At 74.0% G+C, this 17,187-nt stretch carries 11 protein-coding genes and 1 pseudogene; 5 read left to right on the top strand and 7 right to left on the bottom strand.

Annotated features, from left to right (window positions below):
* The first annotated feature begins 61 nt into the window (after positions 1-61).
* On the top strand, positions 62-1,678 hold the full coding sequence (locus IH45_RS0100560) for an alkaline phosphatase D family protein (RefSeq protein WP_030659660.1): 1,617 nt from the start codon (positions 62-64) through the stop codon (positions 1,676-1,678).
* Positions 1,679-1,805: 127 nt separating this feature from the next.
* Positions 1,806-3,197 (top strand): GNAT family N-acetyltransferase, encoded by a 1,392-nt coding sequence (locus tag IH45_RS0100555; RefSeq protein ID WP_030659658.1) that lies wholly within the window; start codon positions 1,806-1,808, stop codon positions 3,195-3,197.
* 150 nt (positions 3,198-3,347) lie between these two features.
* Here the strand turns inward: IH45_RS0100555 and IH45_RS0100550 are convergent, their stop codons facing one another.
* Both IH45_RS0100550 and IH45_RS0100545 read right to left on the bottom strand, forming a co-directional pair.
* Positions 3,348-4,730, bottom strand: a complete 1,383-nt coding sequence (locus IH45_RS0100550; protein WP_030659657.1) for a carbohydrate-binding protein — start codon at positions 4,728-4,730, stop codon at positions 3,348-3,350.
* 330 nt (positions 4,731-5,060) lie between these two features.
* Positions 5,061-5,990 (bottom strand): annotated as a pseudogene (locus IH45_RS0100545) (LysR family transcriptional regulator); the annotation flags it as partial.
* Positions 5,991-6,195: 205 nt separating this feature from the next.
* Here IH45_RS0100545 and IH45_RS0100540 point away from each other — a divergent pair.
* Entirely contained in the window at positions 6,196-7,890 is a 1,695-nt protein-coding gene (locus IH45_RS0100540) for a DUF885 domain-containing protein (RefSeq protein WP_030659652.1), read from the top strand.
* A gap of 14 nt (positions 7,891-7,904) precedes the next feature.
* Positions 7,905-9,287, top strand: a complete 1,383-nt coding sequence (locus IH45_RS1000000150745; RefSeq protein WP_063762933.1) for a GNAT family N-acetyltransferase — start codon at positions 7,905-7,907, stop codon at positions 9,285-9,287.
* Positions 9,288-9,313: 26 nt separating this feature from the next.
* Here the strand turns inward: IH45_RS1000000150745 and IH45_RS0100530 are convergent, their stop codons facing one another.
* Both IH45_RS0100530 and IH45_RS0100525 read right to left on the bottom strand, forming a co-directional pair.
* Complete coding sequence (locus tag IH45_RS0100530) at positions 9,314-10,144, bottom strand: class I SAM-dependent methyltransferase (protein ID WP_199810597.1); 831 nt, start codon at positions 10,142-10,144, stop codon at positions 9,314-9,316.
* Positions 10,145-10,248: 104 nt separating this feature from the next.
* Positions 10,249-10,749, bottom strand: a complete 501-nt coding sequence (locus tag IH45_RS0100525; RefSeq protein ID WP_030659646.1) for a rhodanese-like domain-containing protein — start codon at positions 10,747-10,749, stop codon at positions 10,249-10,251.
* Between the two features lie 94 nt (positions 10,750-10,843).
* On the opposite strand from IH45_RS0100525, the gene IH45_RS0100520 reads away from it, so the two are divergent.
* Positions 10,844-11,290, top strand: a complete 447-nt coding sequence (locus IH45_RS0100520) for an Lrp/AsnC family transcriptional regulator (RefSeq protein WP_030659645.1) — start codon at positions 10,844-10,846, stop codon at positions 11,288-11,290.
* A 22-nt stretch (positions 11,291-11,312) separates the two neighbouring features.
* On the opposite strand, the gene IH45_RS0100515 is transcribed toward IH45_RS0100520, so the two are convergent.
* The 3 genes from IH45_RS0100515 to IH45_RS0100505 form a co-directional block, all read right to left on the bottom strand.
* Positions 11,313-14,519, bottom strand: a complete 3,207-nt coding sequence (locus tag IH45_RS0100515) for an AAA family ATPase (RefSeq protein WP_030659642.1) — start codon at positions 14,517-14,519, stop codon at positions 11,313-11,315.
* Positions 14,516-15,682, bottom strand: a complete 1,167-nt coding sequence (locus IH45_RS0100510) for an exonuclease SbcCD subunit D (RefSeq protein WP_030659638.1) — start codon at positions 15,680-15,682, stop codon at positions 14,516-14,518. Before IH45_RS0100510 ends, IH45_RS0100515 begins: the two co-directional genes overlap by 4 nt.
* A 341-nt stretch (positions 15,683-16,023) precedes the next feature.
* Complete coding sequence (locus IH45_RS0100505; RefSeq protein ID WP_050514408.1) at positions 16,024-16,872, bottom strand: SCO4651 family lipoprotein; 849 nt, start codon at positions 16,870-16,872, stop codon at positions 16,024-16,026.
* Between the last annotated feature and the right edge of the window lie 315 nt (positions 16,873-17,187).

Here is a 17,187-nt window from a genome sequence, read left to right as displayed (position 1 = left end):
GCACCGGGCCCCGGTACGAACGGAAGGTCACCAAGATCGGTCGTTTCACGGGAGGTTTCACATGGCGCAGGGACCCGGCAGAGCCGTCGACCGGCGGTCACTGCTGCACGGGGCGGCGGCCGGTACCGCGGCGCTCGCCCTGCCCGCCCTCGCCGGCGCCACGGAAGCCAGGGCCGCGTCCCGTGCGGCGGGCGCGCCCGCGCTGCTGCGGGCCGGGCGGCCGGGTGCCCCGTGGGGTGTGCAGGCCGGGGACGTGACGGCCTCGTCCGGGCTGGTGTGGGTGCGGTCCGACCGGCCGGCGCGGATGATCGTGCAGACCGCGGCGACCGAGTCGTTCCGGGGCGCCCGTACCTGGCACGGCCCGCTGCTCGGCCCCGGTACGGACTTCACCGGCACCACCGCGCTGCACGGTCTGCCGTCCGGTGAGCAGATCCACTACCGGGTGCTGCTCGCCGACCCGCACGACCACCGGCGTACGGGCCGGCCGGTGACCGGGACCTTCCGTACCGCCTCGGACCGGCGCCGGGACGGTGTGCGCTTCACCTGGTCGGGCGATCTGGCGGGGCAGGGCTGGGGCATCAACCCGGACCGCGGCGGCTACCGGATCTACGAGGAGATGCGCCGTCGGGACCCGGATTTCTTCCTGTGCAGCGGTGACAACATCTACGCCGACAGTCCGATCGAGGCCAGTGTGCGACTGCCCGACGGCCGGATCTGGCGGAATGTGACCACCGAGGAGAAGTCGAAGGTCGCCGAGACGCTGGCGGAGTACCGCGGCGCCTTCCGCTACAACCTGCTGGACGCCAATCTGCGCCGCTTCAACGCGCAGGTGCCCACCGTCATCCAGTGGGACGACCACGAGGTGCGCAACAACTGGTACCCGGGCCAGATCCTCGACGACGACCGGTACACGGAGAAGGACGTGGACGTGCTCGCGGCGCGTTCGCTGCGGGCGTTCCGGGAGTACTTCCCCATCCGTACGCTCCACTCGGACCGGGGCGGGCGCGTCTACCGGGTGCTGCGCCACGGGCCGCTGCTGGACGTGTTCGTGCTCGACATGCGGACGTACCGGAACGCCAACTCCCCCAACCGGCAGCCCGACGACCGGCAGGGCATCCTCGGCGCCGAGCAGCTGGCGTGGCTGAAGCGGTCGCTGGCGCGGTCCCGTGCGGTGTGGAAGGTGATCGCCGCCGACCTGCCGCTGGGGCTGGTGGTCGCGGACGGCAGGACGAACTTCGAGGCGGTGGCGCAGGGCGATCCGGGCGCGCCGCTGGGCCGGGAGCTGCAGATCGCGGAGCTGCTGCGGTTCATCAAGCACCGGCGCGTCACCGGCACGGTGTGGCTGACGACCGACGTGCACTACACCTCGGCGCAGCACTACGATCCCTCGCGCGCCGCGTTCAAGGACTTCGCGCCGTTCTGGGAGTTCGTGTCGGGGCCGCTGAACGCGGGCGGCTTCCCGGCCGTGCCGCTGGACGGTACGTTCGGGCCCGCGCAGCCCTTCGTCAAGGCGCCGCGGCGGGCGAACGTCTCCCCCGCCGAGAACCCGCAGTTCTTCGGCGAGGTGGACATCGACGGCGACAGCGGCGAGCTGACCGTACGGCTGCGGCAGGACGACGGGCAGGTGCTGTTCCGCAAGGTGCTGCAGCCCGGGCGGGTGGGGCAGCCCGGCAGCTAGGAGAGCCGAAAGGTACCGTCCCGGCGTGGGATGGACACAACGGTCGCTTTGTGCCTCGATTGCCTCCTTTACCCATCGGTCACAGAGCGTTCGCGATCAGGCAACACCGGTCGGTGAGGCTGGCCGTATGACTGACGCGACATCTGCCAAGAGTTCCCGCCGCCATCACTGGCGGCGGGAGCTGGTCGAGCTGGCGGCCCTGTTCACCGCCGTGGCGGTGGCGGACGCCGTCGCCAACACCATCGCGCACGGCCCGTCCGGCACGGTGCTGCTCTGCTGCTCGGCGGTCGCACTGATCGCCACGGCCGCGTTCCACGCGTGGTGGGCACGACGCCACGAGAACGCGCCGCCGCCGACCGATACCGGCGCCGCGGCGCCGGTGTCCCCCGCCGCCTCCCCCGAGGAGCGGCAGGAGACGGCGCTGTGGCGGATGCGCACGACCGTACGGGACGAGCCGGGCACCCTGGCCGCGCTGAGCACGGCGCTGGCCGGGCACCGGGTGGACATCCTGAGCCTGCAGACCCACCCGCTGTCGGACGGGACGGTGGACGAGTTCCTGCTGCGCGCCCCCGCCGCGCTGCTCCCCGCGGACCTGACCAGGACGGTCGCCGCCGCGGGCGGCGCGCACACCTGGCTGGAGCGGGCGGACGCGCACGACCTGGTGGACGCCCCCACCCGGATGCTGGGGATGGCCACCCGTACCGCCCTGGACTCCGCCGAACTGCCGCTCGCGCTACGCCAGTTGCTGGGCCGCTGCACCATCCATTCGGTGCCCGCGCGGACCTGGAACGGACAGCGGAACACCGAGCCGGTGCCGGAGGAGGGCATCCTCGAAGAGCACACCATGACGTTCCGTGATCCGTCCGGGGGCTCCGTCACCATCGAACGCCCGCACCTTCCCTTCACGCCCACCGAGTTCGCGCGGGTACGGGCGCTCGTCGAGCTGGACGCCCGGCTCGGTCAGCGGGTGCCGCCGCGCCGCGACGTGCTGACGCTGCCCGAGGGCAACCCCATCACGGTGCGCCGCGCGGACCCCTCCGACCTGGCGGCGGCCCGCGCCCTGCACGGCCGCTGCTCGGCCCGGACGCTGGCGATGCGCTACCAGGGCCCGGTCGCCGACGCCGAGCGTTATCTGGACCACCTGCTCAGCCCGCGCTTCGGCCGTACGCTCGCGGTCGAGACCGCGTCCGGGCGGCTGGTGGCGCTCGGCCATCTGCTGTGGGACGGCGAGGAGACCGAGGTGGCGCTGCTGGTGGAGGACGCGTGGCAGCGGCGCGGCATCGGCGCGGAACTGCTGCGCCGGCTGGTCGGGATGGCCGCGGACGCGGGCTGCACGAGCGTGTACGCGATCACTCAGGCGTCCAACACCGGGATGGTGGCCACCATGCGCGGCCTGGGCCTGCCGCTGGACTACCAGATCGAGGAGGGCACGCTGGTGATCACCGCCCGGCCGGCCGGGGTGCCCGTACGGCCGCAGAAGGCCCGGACCGCGCCGGACGCGGGTCCGCGGACGACGTGACGGTGTGACCACACGCTGACGCGGGAGTGGGGCCGGCCGGTACGCGAGCGCTCGTACCAGCCGGCCCCGGGCGGTACGGAGACCGGTGCGGATCGGTGCCGTACCTCAGTGGCCTGCGGTGGCCTCAGCCACCTTCACCTGTCGTGGCTCTCAGACCTGCTCCCACAGGGAGGGCGTGTTCGCCGGTTCCCAGCCGGGCTGGGCCTGGTGGCCCTGCAGGCAGCGGTAGGTGATCCCGTCGTACGTCACCTGGGCGCCCGCCTCGTAGACGGTGCCGGCGGCCCAGGTGGTCTCGCCCGGCTCGCTGGGGCCGGGCTCCTCGGAGCCGCCGGTGTTGGTCTTCAGGGTGAGGCCGTAGCCCTGGAGCAGCGGGTTGATGGGCTGGTAGAAGGTCGTGCCGCCGGAGCTGCAGTTGCCGGAGCCGCCGGAGGTGACGCCCTGGGCCTGGCTGCCGGAGATGAAGGAGCCGCCGGAGTCGCCCGGCTCGGCGCAGACCGAGGTCCGGGTCACACCGCTGACGGTGCCCTGCGGGTAGGTGACGCTGGTGTTGTGCTGCTGGATCGTGCCGCAGTGCCAGCCGGTGGTGGAGCCGGAGCGGCAGATCGAGGCGCCGACCGCCGCCTGGGTGGAGCCGGCGACCCGGACGTTCTGGCCGCCCTGGCCCTTCACGTACGGCGTGGAGGTCCAGTTGCCGTTGGCGGCGACCCAGGCGGTGTCCCGGCCCGGGAAGGTGGAGGCCTGGAAGCTGCCTTGGGCCACCTGGTTGTACCCGGTGGTGGAGGTGCCCGCGCGTCCGCAGTGGCCCGCGGTGGCGAAGCCCTGCTGGCTGCCGCGGGTGATCGCGAAGCCGACGGAGCAGCGGCCGCCGCCCATGTAGTAGGCGTCGCCGCCGCGGATGTCGTACAGCGGGCGCGGGCGCTCGGCGGTGGCGCTCACGCCGACGAGGGAGCGGTCGGCGCCGCTGGCGGCGACGAACGTCCGGGCAGCCGCGGGATCGGCGGCCCGCAGCTGCACCGTGTTCGTCCGGACGTCCACGGCCCACGAGGATGCCTCGGGAGCGGCACGGTGCTGTGCCGCGCGGTCCAACTTCGCTTTGGTGGATTCGAGTTGGGCGAGCGAGTGGGACGTGTGGACGGCGCGGGCACCGGCCGCCCGGACGGCTGCGAGGCGCGCGGTGTCGGTGGTGGCCACGGTCAGCGTGCCGGACTCGGTGCCGCTGACCCAGGCGCCGGCGAAGGACGTGCCCAGCGCGTTCCTCAGGTGTCCGGCCACGGCACCGGCTTCCGCCTCGTTGGCGAGCCGCCGCTCGGCCTGTGCCCGGTTCAGGCCGAGGTCACGCTGCATCGCCTGGTACACGGCGTCGGAGGTGGCACCGACGGACAGGGTCTCGGCGGCCGACCGGTGGGGGGTCTGCGCGGTCGTCGAGTCCGCCCGTATCCGGGCTGCCGCGGAGCCGGGCAGCGCGGTCAGGACAAGGGCGCCGACGGCGGTGATGACGGCACACGTACCCGCTCGGGCGTGTCTGTGGCGCATGGGGGAGGTCTCCTCGGTCTCGGGGGGGTGGAGGTGCGGAAACCGTAGGAGCCGGGCGGCGGCCCGTAGAAGATGTCAGTTGTCCTTCTGCGGAATGTTATGGATACCGCGGGGGAGTCCCGGGTAGCCGATGTCTTCCGATGGCCCCGGATCGGCCTTCGGGTAGCCGGTGTCTTCCGGTGGCCCCGGGTCGGCCTCCGGGTGGCCGATCGCCTGCGGACGGCCCGAATCCGGATGATCCGGATGAGCGGCGGCCCGTGGGCGGGCGGAATCCGGCAGCGGGCCGCCGCCGGTTCCCGGCGGCCCCGGATCGGCCGCCGTGCGGTGGTCGGCCAGCCATCGCGTATAGCTCTCGCTGCGCGCGGCGGCGTCGGCGTGGGCGGCACGGGCCTGGGCGACGACCTCGGGGGCGGAGTTCGCCGCGGGGGTCGCCGGGTGCCAGCCGACCAGGTGGCGCCAGGTCAGCGGCGTACCGGCGAGCGGTCTGGTCACCATCCCCGGAGTGGGCGGCAGGGTCGCCCGGCACAGCCCCGCGGCGCGGCTGACCTGCACGAGGTGGATGCAGGACGCGGTGTCCGTCTCGTACACGCGGGCCGGGGTGAAGCCGGCGCGGGCGCAGGCAAGGGTGAAGCAGTCCGCGAAACAGCCGTCGCCCGGCACGTCCGCCCAGGCCTCGGTGGCCAGTTCCGCCAGGCCGATCTCGCGCCGGCCGGCCAGCGGATGGCTGTCGGCGAGCATGACGAAGACCGGGTCCACCGCGATCTCCCGCCAGCTGAGCCGTTCCGGCTCGGGCGCCGGGGCCTCGCCGCAGGCGCCGATCAGGGCGAAGTCCAGGCGTCCGGCGGCGACCGCGGCGGCGATCTCACGCTCGGACCAGGTGGTGAAGGTGGTCACCGGCACGCCCGGGTGCGCGGTCGCGAGCCGGTCCACCAGGCCGCCCAGCAGCGGGCCGTGGGTGCCGCCGAGCCGGAAGCCGGTCATTCTGCTGCCCGCGCTGCCGAACCGTACGGCCTCCTGCTGGAGCTCGCTGATCGCGGGCAGCACCACGCGCGCCCGCTCCAGCACGAACTCGCCGAGCGCCGTGGGCCGTACCCCGTAGCGCCCGCGCTCGAAGAGCTTGCCGCCGAGGGTGCGCTCGATCCGTTTCAGCTGGGCGCTCAGGGCGGGTTGCGCCAGGCCCAGCTGTGCGGCGGCCTTCGTGAGGCTCCCCGCGTCGGCTATCGTCCGGATCGTCTTCAAATGCCGCAATTCCAGGTCCATTCTGTGAGCTTGGAGCGTCCGCTCCGGCGGGAGCAATAGTCCGGTCCGGACCGATGAAGCCCGCCTTCCGCTCCGGGCGGGCGCGGTACGTGCGGCGCGTGCGGCACGTTCCCCTGTTCGCCCTGCGCGGACGCGGCGCTGCGCGGGCGGACGCACGGCGCGCTGATGATGACGTGGCGGGGGCTTCCGTACGAGGATGGGGCGCATGTCCCACACCACTGCTTCCGACAGCGCCCCCCTCCCCCGCCAGGTCGCCGACGCCTATGTCGACGCGCTGGTGGAGCTGGACCCCATCATGGGCACCTTCCTCGGCGTCCCGGAGAGTTCGAGCCGGCTGCCCGACTTCTCACCCACCGGGCAGGAGGCGGTGGCGCAGCTCGCCCGTACGACGCTGGACCAGCTCGCCGAGGCCGAGCGGCGGCCGGGCGCGGACAGCGAGGGCGAGCGCCGCTGCGCCCGGCTGCTGCGCGAGCGGCTGACCGCCGAGCTGGCGGTCCACGAGGCGGGTGAGGGGCTGCGCACGGTCAGCAACCTCCACTCGCCGCTGCACTCGGTGCGCGAGATCCTGACGATCACGCCGGTCGAGACGGACGACGACTGGGCGGCGCTCGCCCGGCGGCTGCGCGCCGTGCCCGCCGCGCTGGAGGGCTATCGCGCCTCGCTGGAGGCGGGCCTGAAGCGGGACCTGCCCGCCGGGCCGCGCCAGGTCGCCACCGTCATCGGCCAGTTGGACACCTGGATCGGCACGGGCCGCAGCTGGTTCGCCGAGCTGACCGAGCCGGGCCCGGACGCGCTGCGCGCGGAGCTGAACTCCGCCGCGGCGCTGGCGACCGGCGCCCTCGTGGAGCTGCGCGACTGGTTCCGCGGCCGGTACGCACCGGCGATCGAGGGCGCGCCCGACGTGGTCGGCCGTGAGCGCTACGCCCGTCTCGCCCGCTACTTCAACGGCGCCGACCTGGATCTGGACGAGGCGTACGCCTACGGCTGGTCGGAGTTCCACCGGCTGCACGCCGAGATGGTCCAGGAGGCGGAGAAGGTGCTGCCCGGGGCGAAGACCCCGTGGGAGGCGATGGCCTGGCTGGACGAGAACGGCGAGGCCGTGGAGGGCGTCGAGGAGACCCGCCAGTGGCTCCAGGCGCTGATGGACCAGGCGATCGACGCGCTGGACGGCACCCACTTCGACCTGGCGGAGCGGGTCAAGCACGTGGAGTCGCGGATCGCCCCGCCCGGCGGCGCCGCCGCGCCGTACTACACCCAGCCCTCGCAGGACTTCTCCCGCCCGGGCCGCACCTGGCTGCCGACCATGGGCCAGACCCGCTTCCCGGCGTACGACCTGGTCTCGACCTGGTACCACGAGGGCGTGCCGGGCCACCACCTCCAGCTGGCGCAGTGGACGCACGTGGCCGAGGACCTCTCGCGCTACCAGACCGGGGTGGGCATGGTCAGCGCCAACGCCGAGGGCTGGGCACTGTACGCGGAGCGGCTGATGGACGAGCTGGGCTTCCTGACCAACCCCGAGCGCCGGCTCGGCTACCTGGACGCGCAGATGATGCGCGCGGTCCGCGTCATCATCGACATCGGCATGCACCTGGAGCTGACCATTCCGGATGACTCGCCCTTCCACCCCGGCGAGCGGTGGACGCCCGAGCTGGCGCAGGAGTTCTTCGCGCGGTATTCCAGCCGCTCCGCGGACTTCGTCGAGAGCGAGATCATCCGCTATCAGGGCATGCCGGGCCAGGCCATCGGCTACAAGCTCGGCGAGCGCACCTGGCTCCAGGGCCGGGAGGCGGCCCGGCAGCGGCACGGCGCGGACTTCGACCTCAAGGCGTGGCACATGGCCGCCCTGTCGCAGGGCTCGCTGGGTCTGGACGACCTGCTGGCCGAGCTGTCGCGCATCTGAGGCCGGTGGACTGCGTGTTCCTCTTCCCCGGCGATCCGCTGCGCCCCGGCCGCACCGATCCGGAGTTCGTCCGTGAGGCCGGTGCGGTACGGGCGATCGGCGCGCGCAGCGCGGTGATCGACCTTGAGGCGCTGGCCGCCGGGGACGCGGCGCGGGCGGTGGCGCGGGTGCCGAGCGGGGCCGGGGCGGCGTGGTACCGCGGCTGGATGCTCACGGCCGAGCGCTACGCCAGCCTCGCCGCGGCCCTCGCCGAGCGCGGCTGCCTGCTGCTGACCACCCCGGAGGGCTACCGCTCCGCACACGAACTCCCGGGCTGGTACGCGGTGTTCGCCGACCTCACGCCGTACAGCCGCTGGCTGCCGTGTGCACCGGACCGGCCGCCCGGCGAGGCGGAGCTGGCCCGGCTGGCCGCGCCGCTGGGCGGCGGGCCCGCCGTGGTCAAGGACTGGGTGAAGTCCCGCAAGCACGAGTGGGACGAGGCGGCGTACGTCCCGGACGCGTCCGACACCGCGCGCCTGGCCTCGGTGGTCGGCCGGTTCGTGGCCTTGCAGGAGGAATTCCTGACCGGCGGCGTGGTGCTGCGCGCTTTCGAGCAGTACGCGGCTGCGGGCGAGGCGCGCGTGTGGTGGGTGGACGGCGAGCCGGTGCTCGTCGGAGCCCACCCGGACACCCCGGGGCGGTGCCCGGTGCCGGACCTGTCGGCGGTCGCGCCCGTCGTACGGGCGGCGCTGCGCAAGCTGGGCTGCCGGTTCGTCACCACGGACCTGGCGCTGCGCGCGGACGGCGTGTGGCGGGTGGTCGAGGTGGGCGACGGGCAGGTCAGCGGGCTTCCCGCGGGCGCGGACACCGGCACGCTGGTCGAGGCGCTGGCCACGGCCGGTGCGGGCTTCCCGCTGGCGCTGGCGGCGGGCCGGGTGGTGCTGCGGCCCGTGCTGCCGACCGCGGCGGCGCGGCTGGCGGACGGCGGCGGCCTCGACGACCGTCCCGGCGGGCCGGTGTGGGCGGGCGGACGGCCGCCGGAGGCCACCGCCGCCTCCGCCGCCGCCGTCGCGCAGTCCGTCGAGGTCGGGCCGTACCACCCCGGCTGGGGCCTGTTCACGATCACCCGGGCCGACGACGGTACGGCCGTGGGCTCCATCTGCTTCCACGGCCCGCCGGACGACGAGGGCGAGGTGGAGATCGGCTACACGCTCTGCCCCGCGGCGCGCGGCGCGGGCTGGGCCACGGAGGCGACGCGCCTGCTGGCCGACTGGGCGTCCGGCCGGCCCGAGGTCCGTACGGTACGGGCGGTGACCGAGCCGGCGAACATCCCGTCGCAGCGGGTGCTGGAGCGGGCCGGGTTCGTCCCGTCCGGCGACCGGGGCGGGCTGCGGGCGTACGTCTTCGCGGAGGTGTGACGCTGCCCCACGGCCCGGCCCCCGGATCACTTCTCGGCGATATGGATTTCGTACCGCCAGAATGCCCGGTGCCGCCAGAATTCGACGGCGGACATGGAATTCACGGCCTGCCGCCGCAGCCCCGCCGCCCGGAACGCGGCGTACGGCACTCGCGCGATGGCCGCGAAACACCGGAGCATCGGCCACATGCTGCGGGAAATGTCCTCGACGCGCAGGACGGAGAATCCGGGTTCCGTGGTGAGGCGTTCCAGCGTGCCGTAGACGAAACGCTGGAACGACGGCATCGCGGCCCAGTCGTTCAGCTGCCGGAAGGTCTCGGCCGCGGGCCCCGGCATCCGGGTCGGCACTTCCCTGGCGTACTCGAACATGACGAGCCGGCCGCCCGGTTTCAGTACGCGGTGGAACTCCCGCAGCGCGGCCTCGGCCTCCGCGGCGTGCACCAGGGTCTCCATCGTGTAGACGGCGTCGAAGCTCTCGTCGGGGAAATCCAGTACCGCGTAACTCCCGTGCGAGAAGGTGAGCAGCGGGTCGAGGCCGCGGCGGCGGGCCCGGCGCCGGGCCTCCGCCACGTGGGCGGCGACCAGGTCCACGCCGTGGATGCGCAGGCCGAAGCGGCCCGCCAGGCGGGCGGCCACGTCCCCCACACCGCACCCGGCGTCCAGCACCCGCGCGCCCGGCGGCTGCGCGAGCCGCTCCCCCATGACGTCCTCCATGCGGCGCAGCGCCTTCGGCCAGTTCCACGCGGAGTCGTGCTCGCGGTAGAAACCGAAATGCTTGGTGCCGTGCAGGAAGAGGCGATATCCGAGGCGTGATCCCGGCTGCCGGTAATAGCGGACGACTTCGCGTTCGTTGTTCACATCCGGCACCATGCCAGCGGGGGCGGCACCCGCACACCGCTTCGGCGCCGGAAACCCCCTTCCGGGTTGCATCCGCTTTTCGCCCGGCGCGCCCCCGCACGGTGTCAGCAGCCGCAGTCCCCCTCGCCGACGGGCGCGGTCAGCGGGTCGGGCGCGTGCTGTTCGCGCCCCTGCGCGGTCCGCACCGCGTGTCCCTCGCGTATCCAGTACTCGATCCCGCCGAGCATCTCCTTGACCCGATATCCCCGCTCGGCGAGCGCCCCCGCGGCGCGCGTCGCGCCGTCGCAGCCGGGGCCCCAGCAGTGCACGACGACGGGGACGGCCGGGTCCAGAAGCTTGGCGGCGTGCTGCGGGATGTCCGCCGTGGGCAGGTGCAGGGCTTCGGCGATGTGCCCCTGGTCCCAGGATTCGGTGCTGCGGACGTCGACGAGGACGAAGCCGGGGTCCCCGCTGCCGGTGAGGGCGGCGTGCACGTCGGCGGCGTCGGTGTGGAAGGCGAGCCGGGCCGCGAAGTAGGCGGCGGCCTCGGCGGGAGCGGCGGGCGGTGTCCGGAGGACGGGGGAGACGGCGGACGGGGAGTCGGGGGAAACAATCTGTGTGGTCATGCCGATGAATCTACGGTCACGGCGCGGTGCCGAGAAGCAATGATCACCGGCAGAAGTCTTGATCCGCCGGGGATTCCACTGCTAAACACCTCTCATGACCGACTATTCCCCTGACGCCACCGACTGGCGCATTCTCGACGTCCTGCAGCGCAACGGCCGCGCGGGGTACGCCGAGCTGGCCCGCGCCGTGAACATGTCCGCGAGCGCGGTCACCGAGCGCGTCCGGCGCATGGAGGAGGCCGGGGTGATATCCGGGTACGCGGCGGTGGTCGAGCCGGAGGCCATCGGGCTGGGGGTGCTGGCGTTCGTCCGGCTGCGCTACCCGAACGGCAACTACAAACCGTTCCACGACCTGCTGGACACCACGCCCGAGATCCTGGAGGCGCACCACGTCACGGGCGACGACTGCTTCGTCCTGAAGGTCGCCGCCCGCTCGATGAAACACCTGGAAGAGGTGTCGGGCCGGGTGGGAGCGCTGGGGTCGGTGACGACCAGCGTGGTGTACTCCTCGCCGCTCCCCCGGCGTCCGATCAGCCACTGAGGGGCGCCGGGGCTCCCCCGTATCACTCCGGTATGCGGTGGCGTACGGACGATCCGGCCCGGTCCTTGACGACCTCCAGCTGCGCCGGGATGCGCTGCCGCAGGTCCGCGACGTGGCTGACGATGCCGACGCTGCGGTCCCGTTCGCGCAGCGAGTCCAGGACGTCCAGCACCTCGTCCAGCGTCTGTTCGTCCAGGCTGCCGAACCCCTCGTCGATGAAGAGGGTGTCCAGGCGGGTGCCGCCCGCCTCGTCGGTGACGACGTCGGCGAGCCCGAGCGCCAGCGCCAGCGACGCGAAGAACGTCTCGCCGCCGGAGAGGCTGGCGGTGTCCCGCTCGTGGCCGGTCCAGGCGTCGATGACGTGCAGTCCCAGGCCGGAGCGGCGGGCGCCGCCGGCCCGCTCGTCGGAGTGCACGAGCGTGTAGCGGCCGGAGGACATCCGGTGCAGGCGCGCGCTGGCGGCCGCGGCGACCTGTTCGAGCCGGGCGGCGAGGACGTACGACTCCAGGCGCATCCGCCGTTCGTTCTCCGCCGACGTACCGGCGGCGAGCGCGGCGAGGCGGGCGACCCGCTCGTACTCGACGCGCAGCGGGGCCAGCCGGCAGGCGTCGGCGTGGGCCTGCGCGGCCAGCCGGTCCAGTTCGGCGCAGCGTTCCTCGGCGGCGGCGCAGGCGGCACCGGTGGCACGCAGCCTGCGCCCTGCCGCGTCCAGCTCGGCGCGGGCCCGCTCCGGCTCGGCGGGCGGGAGACCGGCCGCCGCGATCGCTTCCGGGTCGGCCAACTCGGCCTCCACGGCGGCCGATTCGGCCTGGTAGCGGTCCAGGCGCTGTTGCAGGGCGCGCCAGTCGTCGTCGTTCAGCAGCGCGTCGGACGCGGCCTGCGGGGTGTCGAATCCGGCGCGGTAGGCGGCATCGGACAGGTGGGCGTCGGCTTCCTTGAGGCGTTCGGCGCAGGCTTCGGCGGTACGGGCCGCGGCCGCGGCGTCGGCCAGCAGCGCGACCTGCCGCTCCAGGCGCCGGGCCCGATCCGCGACGGTGGCGCAGTCGCCGCGCGCCTCGGCCAACCCGGTTTCGATGGAGGCGAGTTCGCGGTCCAGCGCTTCGCGGTGGGAGGTGCGTGCGGCGGCGCGGCGCTCGGCCTCCTGCTGTTCGGCGCGGCGGCGCTCGTACTCCCGCTCGGCGCGGGACAGCGCTTCCCGTGCGGCGTGCAGCCCGGCGCCCGCGGCTCGTTCGCGCGCGTAGGAGTCGCGCAACTCCTCGGCTGCACGCGCGAGTTCGGCGACGGCCGCGTCTCCGGCGGTCGCGGTCGCGGCGGCCAGTTCCTCCTTCAGGGACTGGCGGGCGCGCTCCGCGTCCTGGCGTACGGACTCGGCCTGCCGGTAGGCGTCCAGCGCGGCTTCCTCGGCCGTACGGTCCACGTGGTCGGCCCCGGTACGCGCCGGGGCGGGGTGCTCGGTGGCCCCGCACACCGCGCACGCGGCGCCGTCCTCCAGCCCGGCGGCGAGTTCGGCGGCGATGCCGCGCAGCCGGCGGTCCTTGAGGTCGAGCCAGTGTTCATGGGCCGCCGCCGAACGCTCGCGGGTCCGCAGCGCCTCCTCGTCGGCGGCCCGTACCTCGTCCGCGAGCCGGTCGCGCCGCCGCGCGGCGTCCAGGCGCTGCCGGGCCGGGTCGAGCTGCACGTGGAGCTGTTCGGCGCGGGCGGCGGCTTCCTGTGCGGCTTCGATGCGCCGCAGGTGTTCCTGGTGTGCCGGTTCCCAGTCCGCGAGCCAGGCGGCGGCGTCGAGCAGCGTCTGCTCGTCGGCGCGCGCCTCCCGTTCGATTCCGGCGCGCTCCCGGTGGATCTCGGCGGCGCGGTCCTCGGCCCGGCGGGCCGCCGTCAGCGAACCGAGGTCCTGCCGCAGCTCGCGTTCCAGCGCGGCGAGCCGTTCGCCGTCCGCGCCTGCGAGGTCCGGCGGCAGCTGGGACCGGCCGCGCCGCTCGGCGGCCTGTGCCGTCCCGTGCTCGCGCCAGGCCGCGTCCCGCAGAGCCAGTGCCGGGGCGACCTCGGAGGCCGCGCGGGCGCGCGCCAGCCGGTCCCGGGCGCGGTCCCGTTCGCCGGTCTGCGCCGCCAGTTCGCCGGCGCGCCGCTGCGCTTCGGCGTACCGGCGCTGGAGACGGTCGCGCTCCCGCTCCTCGTCGGCCAGTGCGCGGGCCGCGGCTTCCGCGGTCTCGGCGGAGCGTACGGCGAGGCGGGCGATCGTGTACCGCTCCCGCGCGGTGGAGCGCGCCACGGCCGCCCGTACCAGTACGGCGTCGGCGAAGCCCGGGTCCCCGGGGCCCGGCACGTCCGCCGCCCGGCCGTCGGTCCCTGCGTCGGCTTCCCGTCCGTACTGTCCTGGTACGAGCGTGGTCGCGGTGGCCGTCGTCCCGCCACGCGCCGCGCCCGTACGCTGCGCAGTACGTCCCGTACCGCTTCGGCGGCCGGACCCGGCAGCCGTGTCCTCGGGGGCGCGCCCCGGCGCCGGAACACCGAAGCCGGCCGGCTCCCCCGCGGCCTGGTCCATACGGTGGGCGAGCGCCAGCAGCCGGTCGTCACCGGCGGCGACCCGGTCGGCGGCGGCCTTGCGGCGGGTGGCGAGCTGTTCTTCGAGCGCGGCGAACCGGCGGGTGTCGAAGAGCCGCCCGAGCAGGCGGGCACGGGCCTCGGCGTCGGCCCGCAGGAAGCGCGCGAAGTCCCCCTGCGGCAGCAGGACGACCTGGCAGAACTGCTCCTTGCTCATGCCGAGGAGCTGGCCGATCTCCTCGCCGATCTCCTGGTGGGACCGGCTCAGCGCCTTCCAGTGCCCGCGCCCGTCCGCCGCGGCGCCGTCCGCGCCGGCGGCATCGGTCACGTACTCGCGCAGCCGGCTCTGCGCCTTCTCGCGGGTCGTGCCGGTCCCGCGCTTCTTCGGGCGGGGCTGCTCCGGCAGCCGGGTGATCTCCAACCGGCGCCCGCCCACGGTCAGTTCGAGGACCACCTCGGTGGGCGTCAGCGGGTCGGCGAGGTCGCTGCGCAGCGCCTGGCCGCTCTGCCGGGTGCCCGGCACGGACCCGTACAGCGCGAAGCAGACGGCGTCCAGGATCGAGGTCTTGCCCGCGCCGGTCGGCCCGTGGAGCAGGAAGAGACCGGCCCGTGTGAGCCGGTCGAAGTCGATGGTCCGGGTCCGGCCGAACGGGCCGAAGGCCGTGACCGACAGCCGGTGCAGCCTCACCGCGCCACCTCCCGCAGCACATCGTCCACGCGCACCTCGTCCAGGGCCGAGCGCAGTACGGCCCGCTCGTCGTCGTCCACGGCGCGGCCGGCCCGTACGTGTTCCACGAAGTCCTCGGCGATCTCCTGGTCGCTGCGCCCGCGCAGCCGCTGCGCGTACGAGGCCAAGGAGGCGGCGGGGCCGTCCTCCGGCTCGAAGGCGAGGCTGAGGATGTGCGGGAACCGCCCGGCGAGGCGGGCCATCGGCTCGTGCGGGCGGGCGGCGTCGGTCAGCGTCGCCTCCACCCACGCCTCCTCGTGCCCGGCGAGCGCCGGGTCCTCCAGCAGGTCGGCGAGCTTGCCGCGGATACGGGCCAGCGGCCGGGGCACCGGGCAGTCCAGGCGCTCGGCCCGTACCGTGCCCGCGGCGTCCAGATCGACGCGCCACATGGACTTGCGGTGGTGCTCCTCGGAGAAGGAGTAGGCGAGCGGCGAGCCGGAGTAGCGGACCCGGTCGGTGATCGTCTGGCAGCCGTGCAGGTGCCCGAGGGCCGCGTAGTCGACGCCGTCGAAGACCGATGCGGGTACGGATTCCACGCCGCCGACCGTGATGTCGCGCTCGCTGTCGCTGGGGGCGCCGCCGGTGACGAAGGCGTGCGCGAGGACCACCGACCGGGTGCCCGCCGGGCGTCCGGCGAGGTCGTCGCGCACCCGGTCCATGGCCGCGCCCAGCACCTGCGCGTGGTCGGCCCGCCGGGCACCGAACTCCTCCTTGACCAGGGCCGGTTCCAGGTACGGCAGGCCGTACAGGGCGACCTCGCCGTGCTCGTCGCGCAGCACGACCGGCGTGCCGCAGGCCGCCGGGTCGGTCCGCAGGTGGATGCCGGACTGCCGCATCAGCCCGGAGCCGACGCCGAGCCGGCGGGCCGAGTCGTGGTTGCCGGAGATCATCACGGTGGGCACGCCCAGACCGGCGAGGCGGTGCAGCGCGTCGTCGAAGAGTTCCACGGCGGCGAGCGGCGGTACGGCGCGGTCGTAGATGTCGCCCGCGACGAGCACCGCATCGACGTTCTCCGTACGGACCGTCTCGACCAGGTGGTCGAGGAAGGCGCGCTGGGCGCCGAGCAGGTTCACGCGGTGGAACGAGCGCCCGAGGTGCCAGTCGGAGGTGTGCAGAAATCTCAAGAGACCGCCTCGACCCGCACCGCTACCGCTCCTCCGCTCCCGTGGTCCGCACCCGGCCCGTACGCCGTCGCCGCCCCGCCCTGCCGGTCACCGACCACGCCGGCGCCGCCGGACACCGCGTTTCCCACCCGTCTCAGTCTGCCACCCGCACCACGAGCCGGACGACCACACCCCGCGACAGCACCCACGGCCCGCCTGTGATGCGACTCACTCCCAGGGCGCCGGGCGAGCGGCCGGGCACACAAACGCCGAGGGCACCGGCTCGTCGCCCGGTGCCCTCGGCGGACTCCCGCGTCAGCCCCTCGATCTCTCAGGACTGCGATGCACGCTATGTGCCCCCGCTACCCCTGCTGTCCTTGTTGTGCAGCTTTGGCTGCCTTGTCCGTGATATCCACGGTGTCCTTCGCGGGCGGCGCGGTGACGTTCACGTCCGTACCGAAGTCGCTGAATTTCAGCGTGGTGCTCACGGTGGTCCGCGCGGCGCTGTTGCCCTGCCGGCCGGTCCTGGGCTTGACCTCGACCTTCTCCTGCCGGAGCCGGCCCTGCCCGTCCAGCCAGATGTCGAGCGGCAGCCGGTCGCCGAGCTGGGCCCGGAGCTGCTTCGCCTGCTGCGCGTTGTCCTTGGCCAGCTCCGCCACGTCGACGGACACCTTGTAGTGGGTGGTGGCCGTGCCGTCGACGGTCTCGGTCCCGACCTTCTTGACGTCCTTGTCGCTGATGCCCTTCATGTAGGTGAAGGAGGACGTCGGGTCCTCGTACTGCGAGCTGCCGCCGGTCTGCTGGAGCAGCTTCTTCACGTCCACCTTCAGCCACGACTTGCCCTGCGGCAGCTGCTTGCGCTGCGCGGCGGGCGGCTGCTGGTAGAGGATGCCCTCCACCATCCGCTGGTGGACCTGCTGGTTGCCGGTGAGCAGCACCAGCTCACTGCTGCCCTTGGCCAGGTCCACCACACCCGACCCGCGGACCTCGGCGTTCGTCCCGCCGCTCTGGGCCTTGGTGAGGAGCGTCATCTTGGCGGTCCTGGCGCTCGTGGTCTTCTGGTGCGCGGCCCGTACCGCCTGCGGTCCGTCCGCCGCCCCGCCCGGTGCGGCCGGGGACCCCTGCTGGTCCGATGGCTTGCCCGATGCCTTGCCGTCCGTACCGCCGCAGCCGGCGACGGCGGCCAGGGACAGCGTCCCGGCTGCCGCCATCGCTAAGAGACGCGGACGTGTGCTCGCTGTTCTCACTGTGACCTCCTGGTCGGAAAACCCGTGCGGGCCGACGGTCCCCCGCGCGTCATGGGGTTGCGAGTGCCCCGCGGTACGCGGATGAATCACGGGCCCGGGTGCGCGAGTGCAAGCGGTGCCGTGTGCGGCGGCCGGGGCGCGCTGGGCGCAACCGCGAGGCCCGGCCCCCTTTCACCCGTAATTCAGCCGGCGCTTCGGGTGGCCTGAACACCGTCGAACAAGCCTTCCGCAATTGACGGCGCCACATGCCGCGGGCAGCCTTGCGAGCACCGAAACAGC

This window comes from Streptomyces rimosus subsp. rimosus (assembly GCF_000720725.1).
Classification (GTDB): Bacteria; Actinomycetota; Actinomycetes; order Streptomycetales; family Streptomycetaceae; genus Streptomyces; species Streptomyces rimosus_A.
Note: the sequence above shows the minus strand (reverse complement) of the source record. Positions and strands in the feature narration are given on the sequence as shown.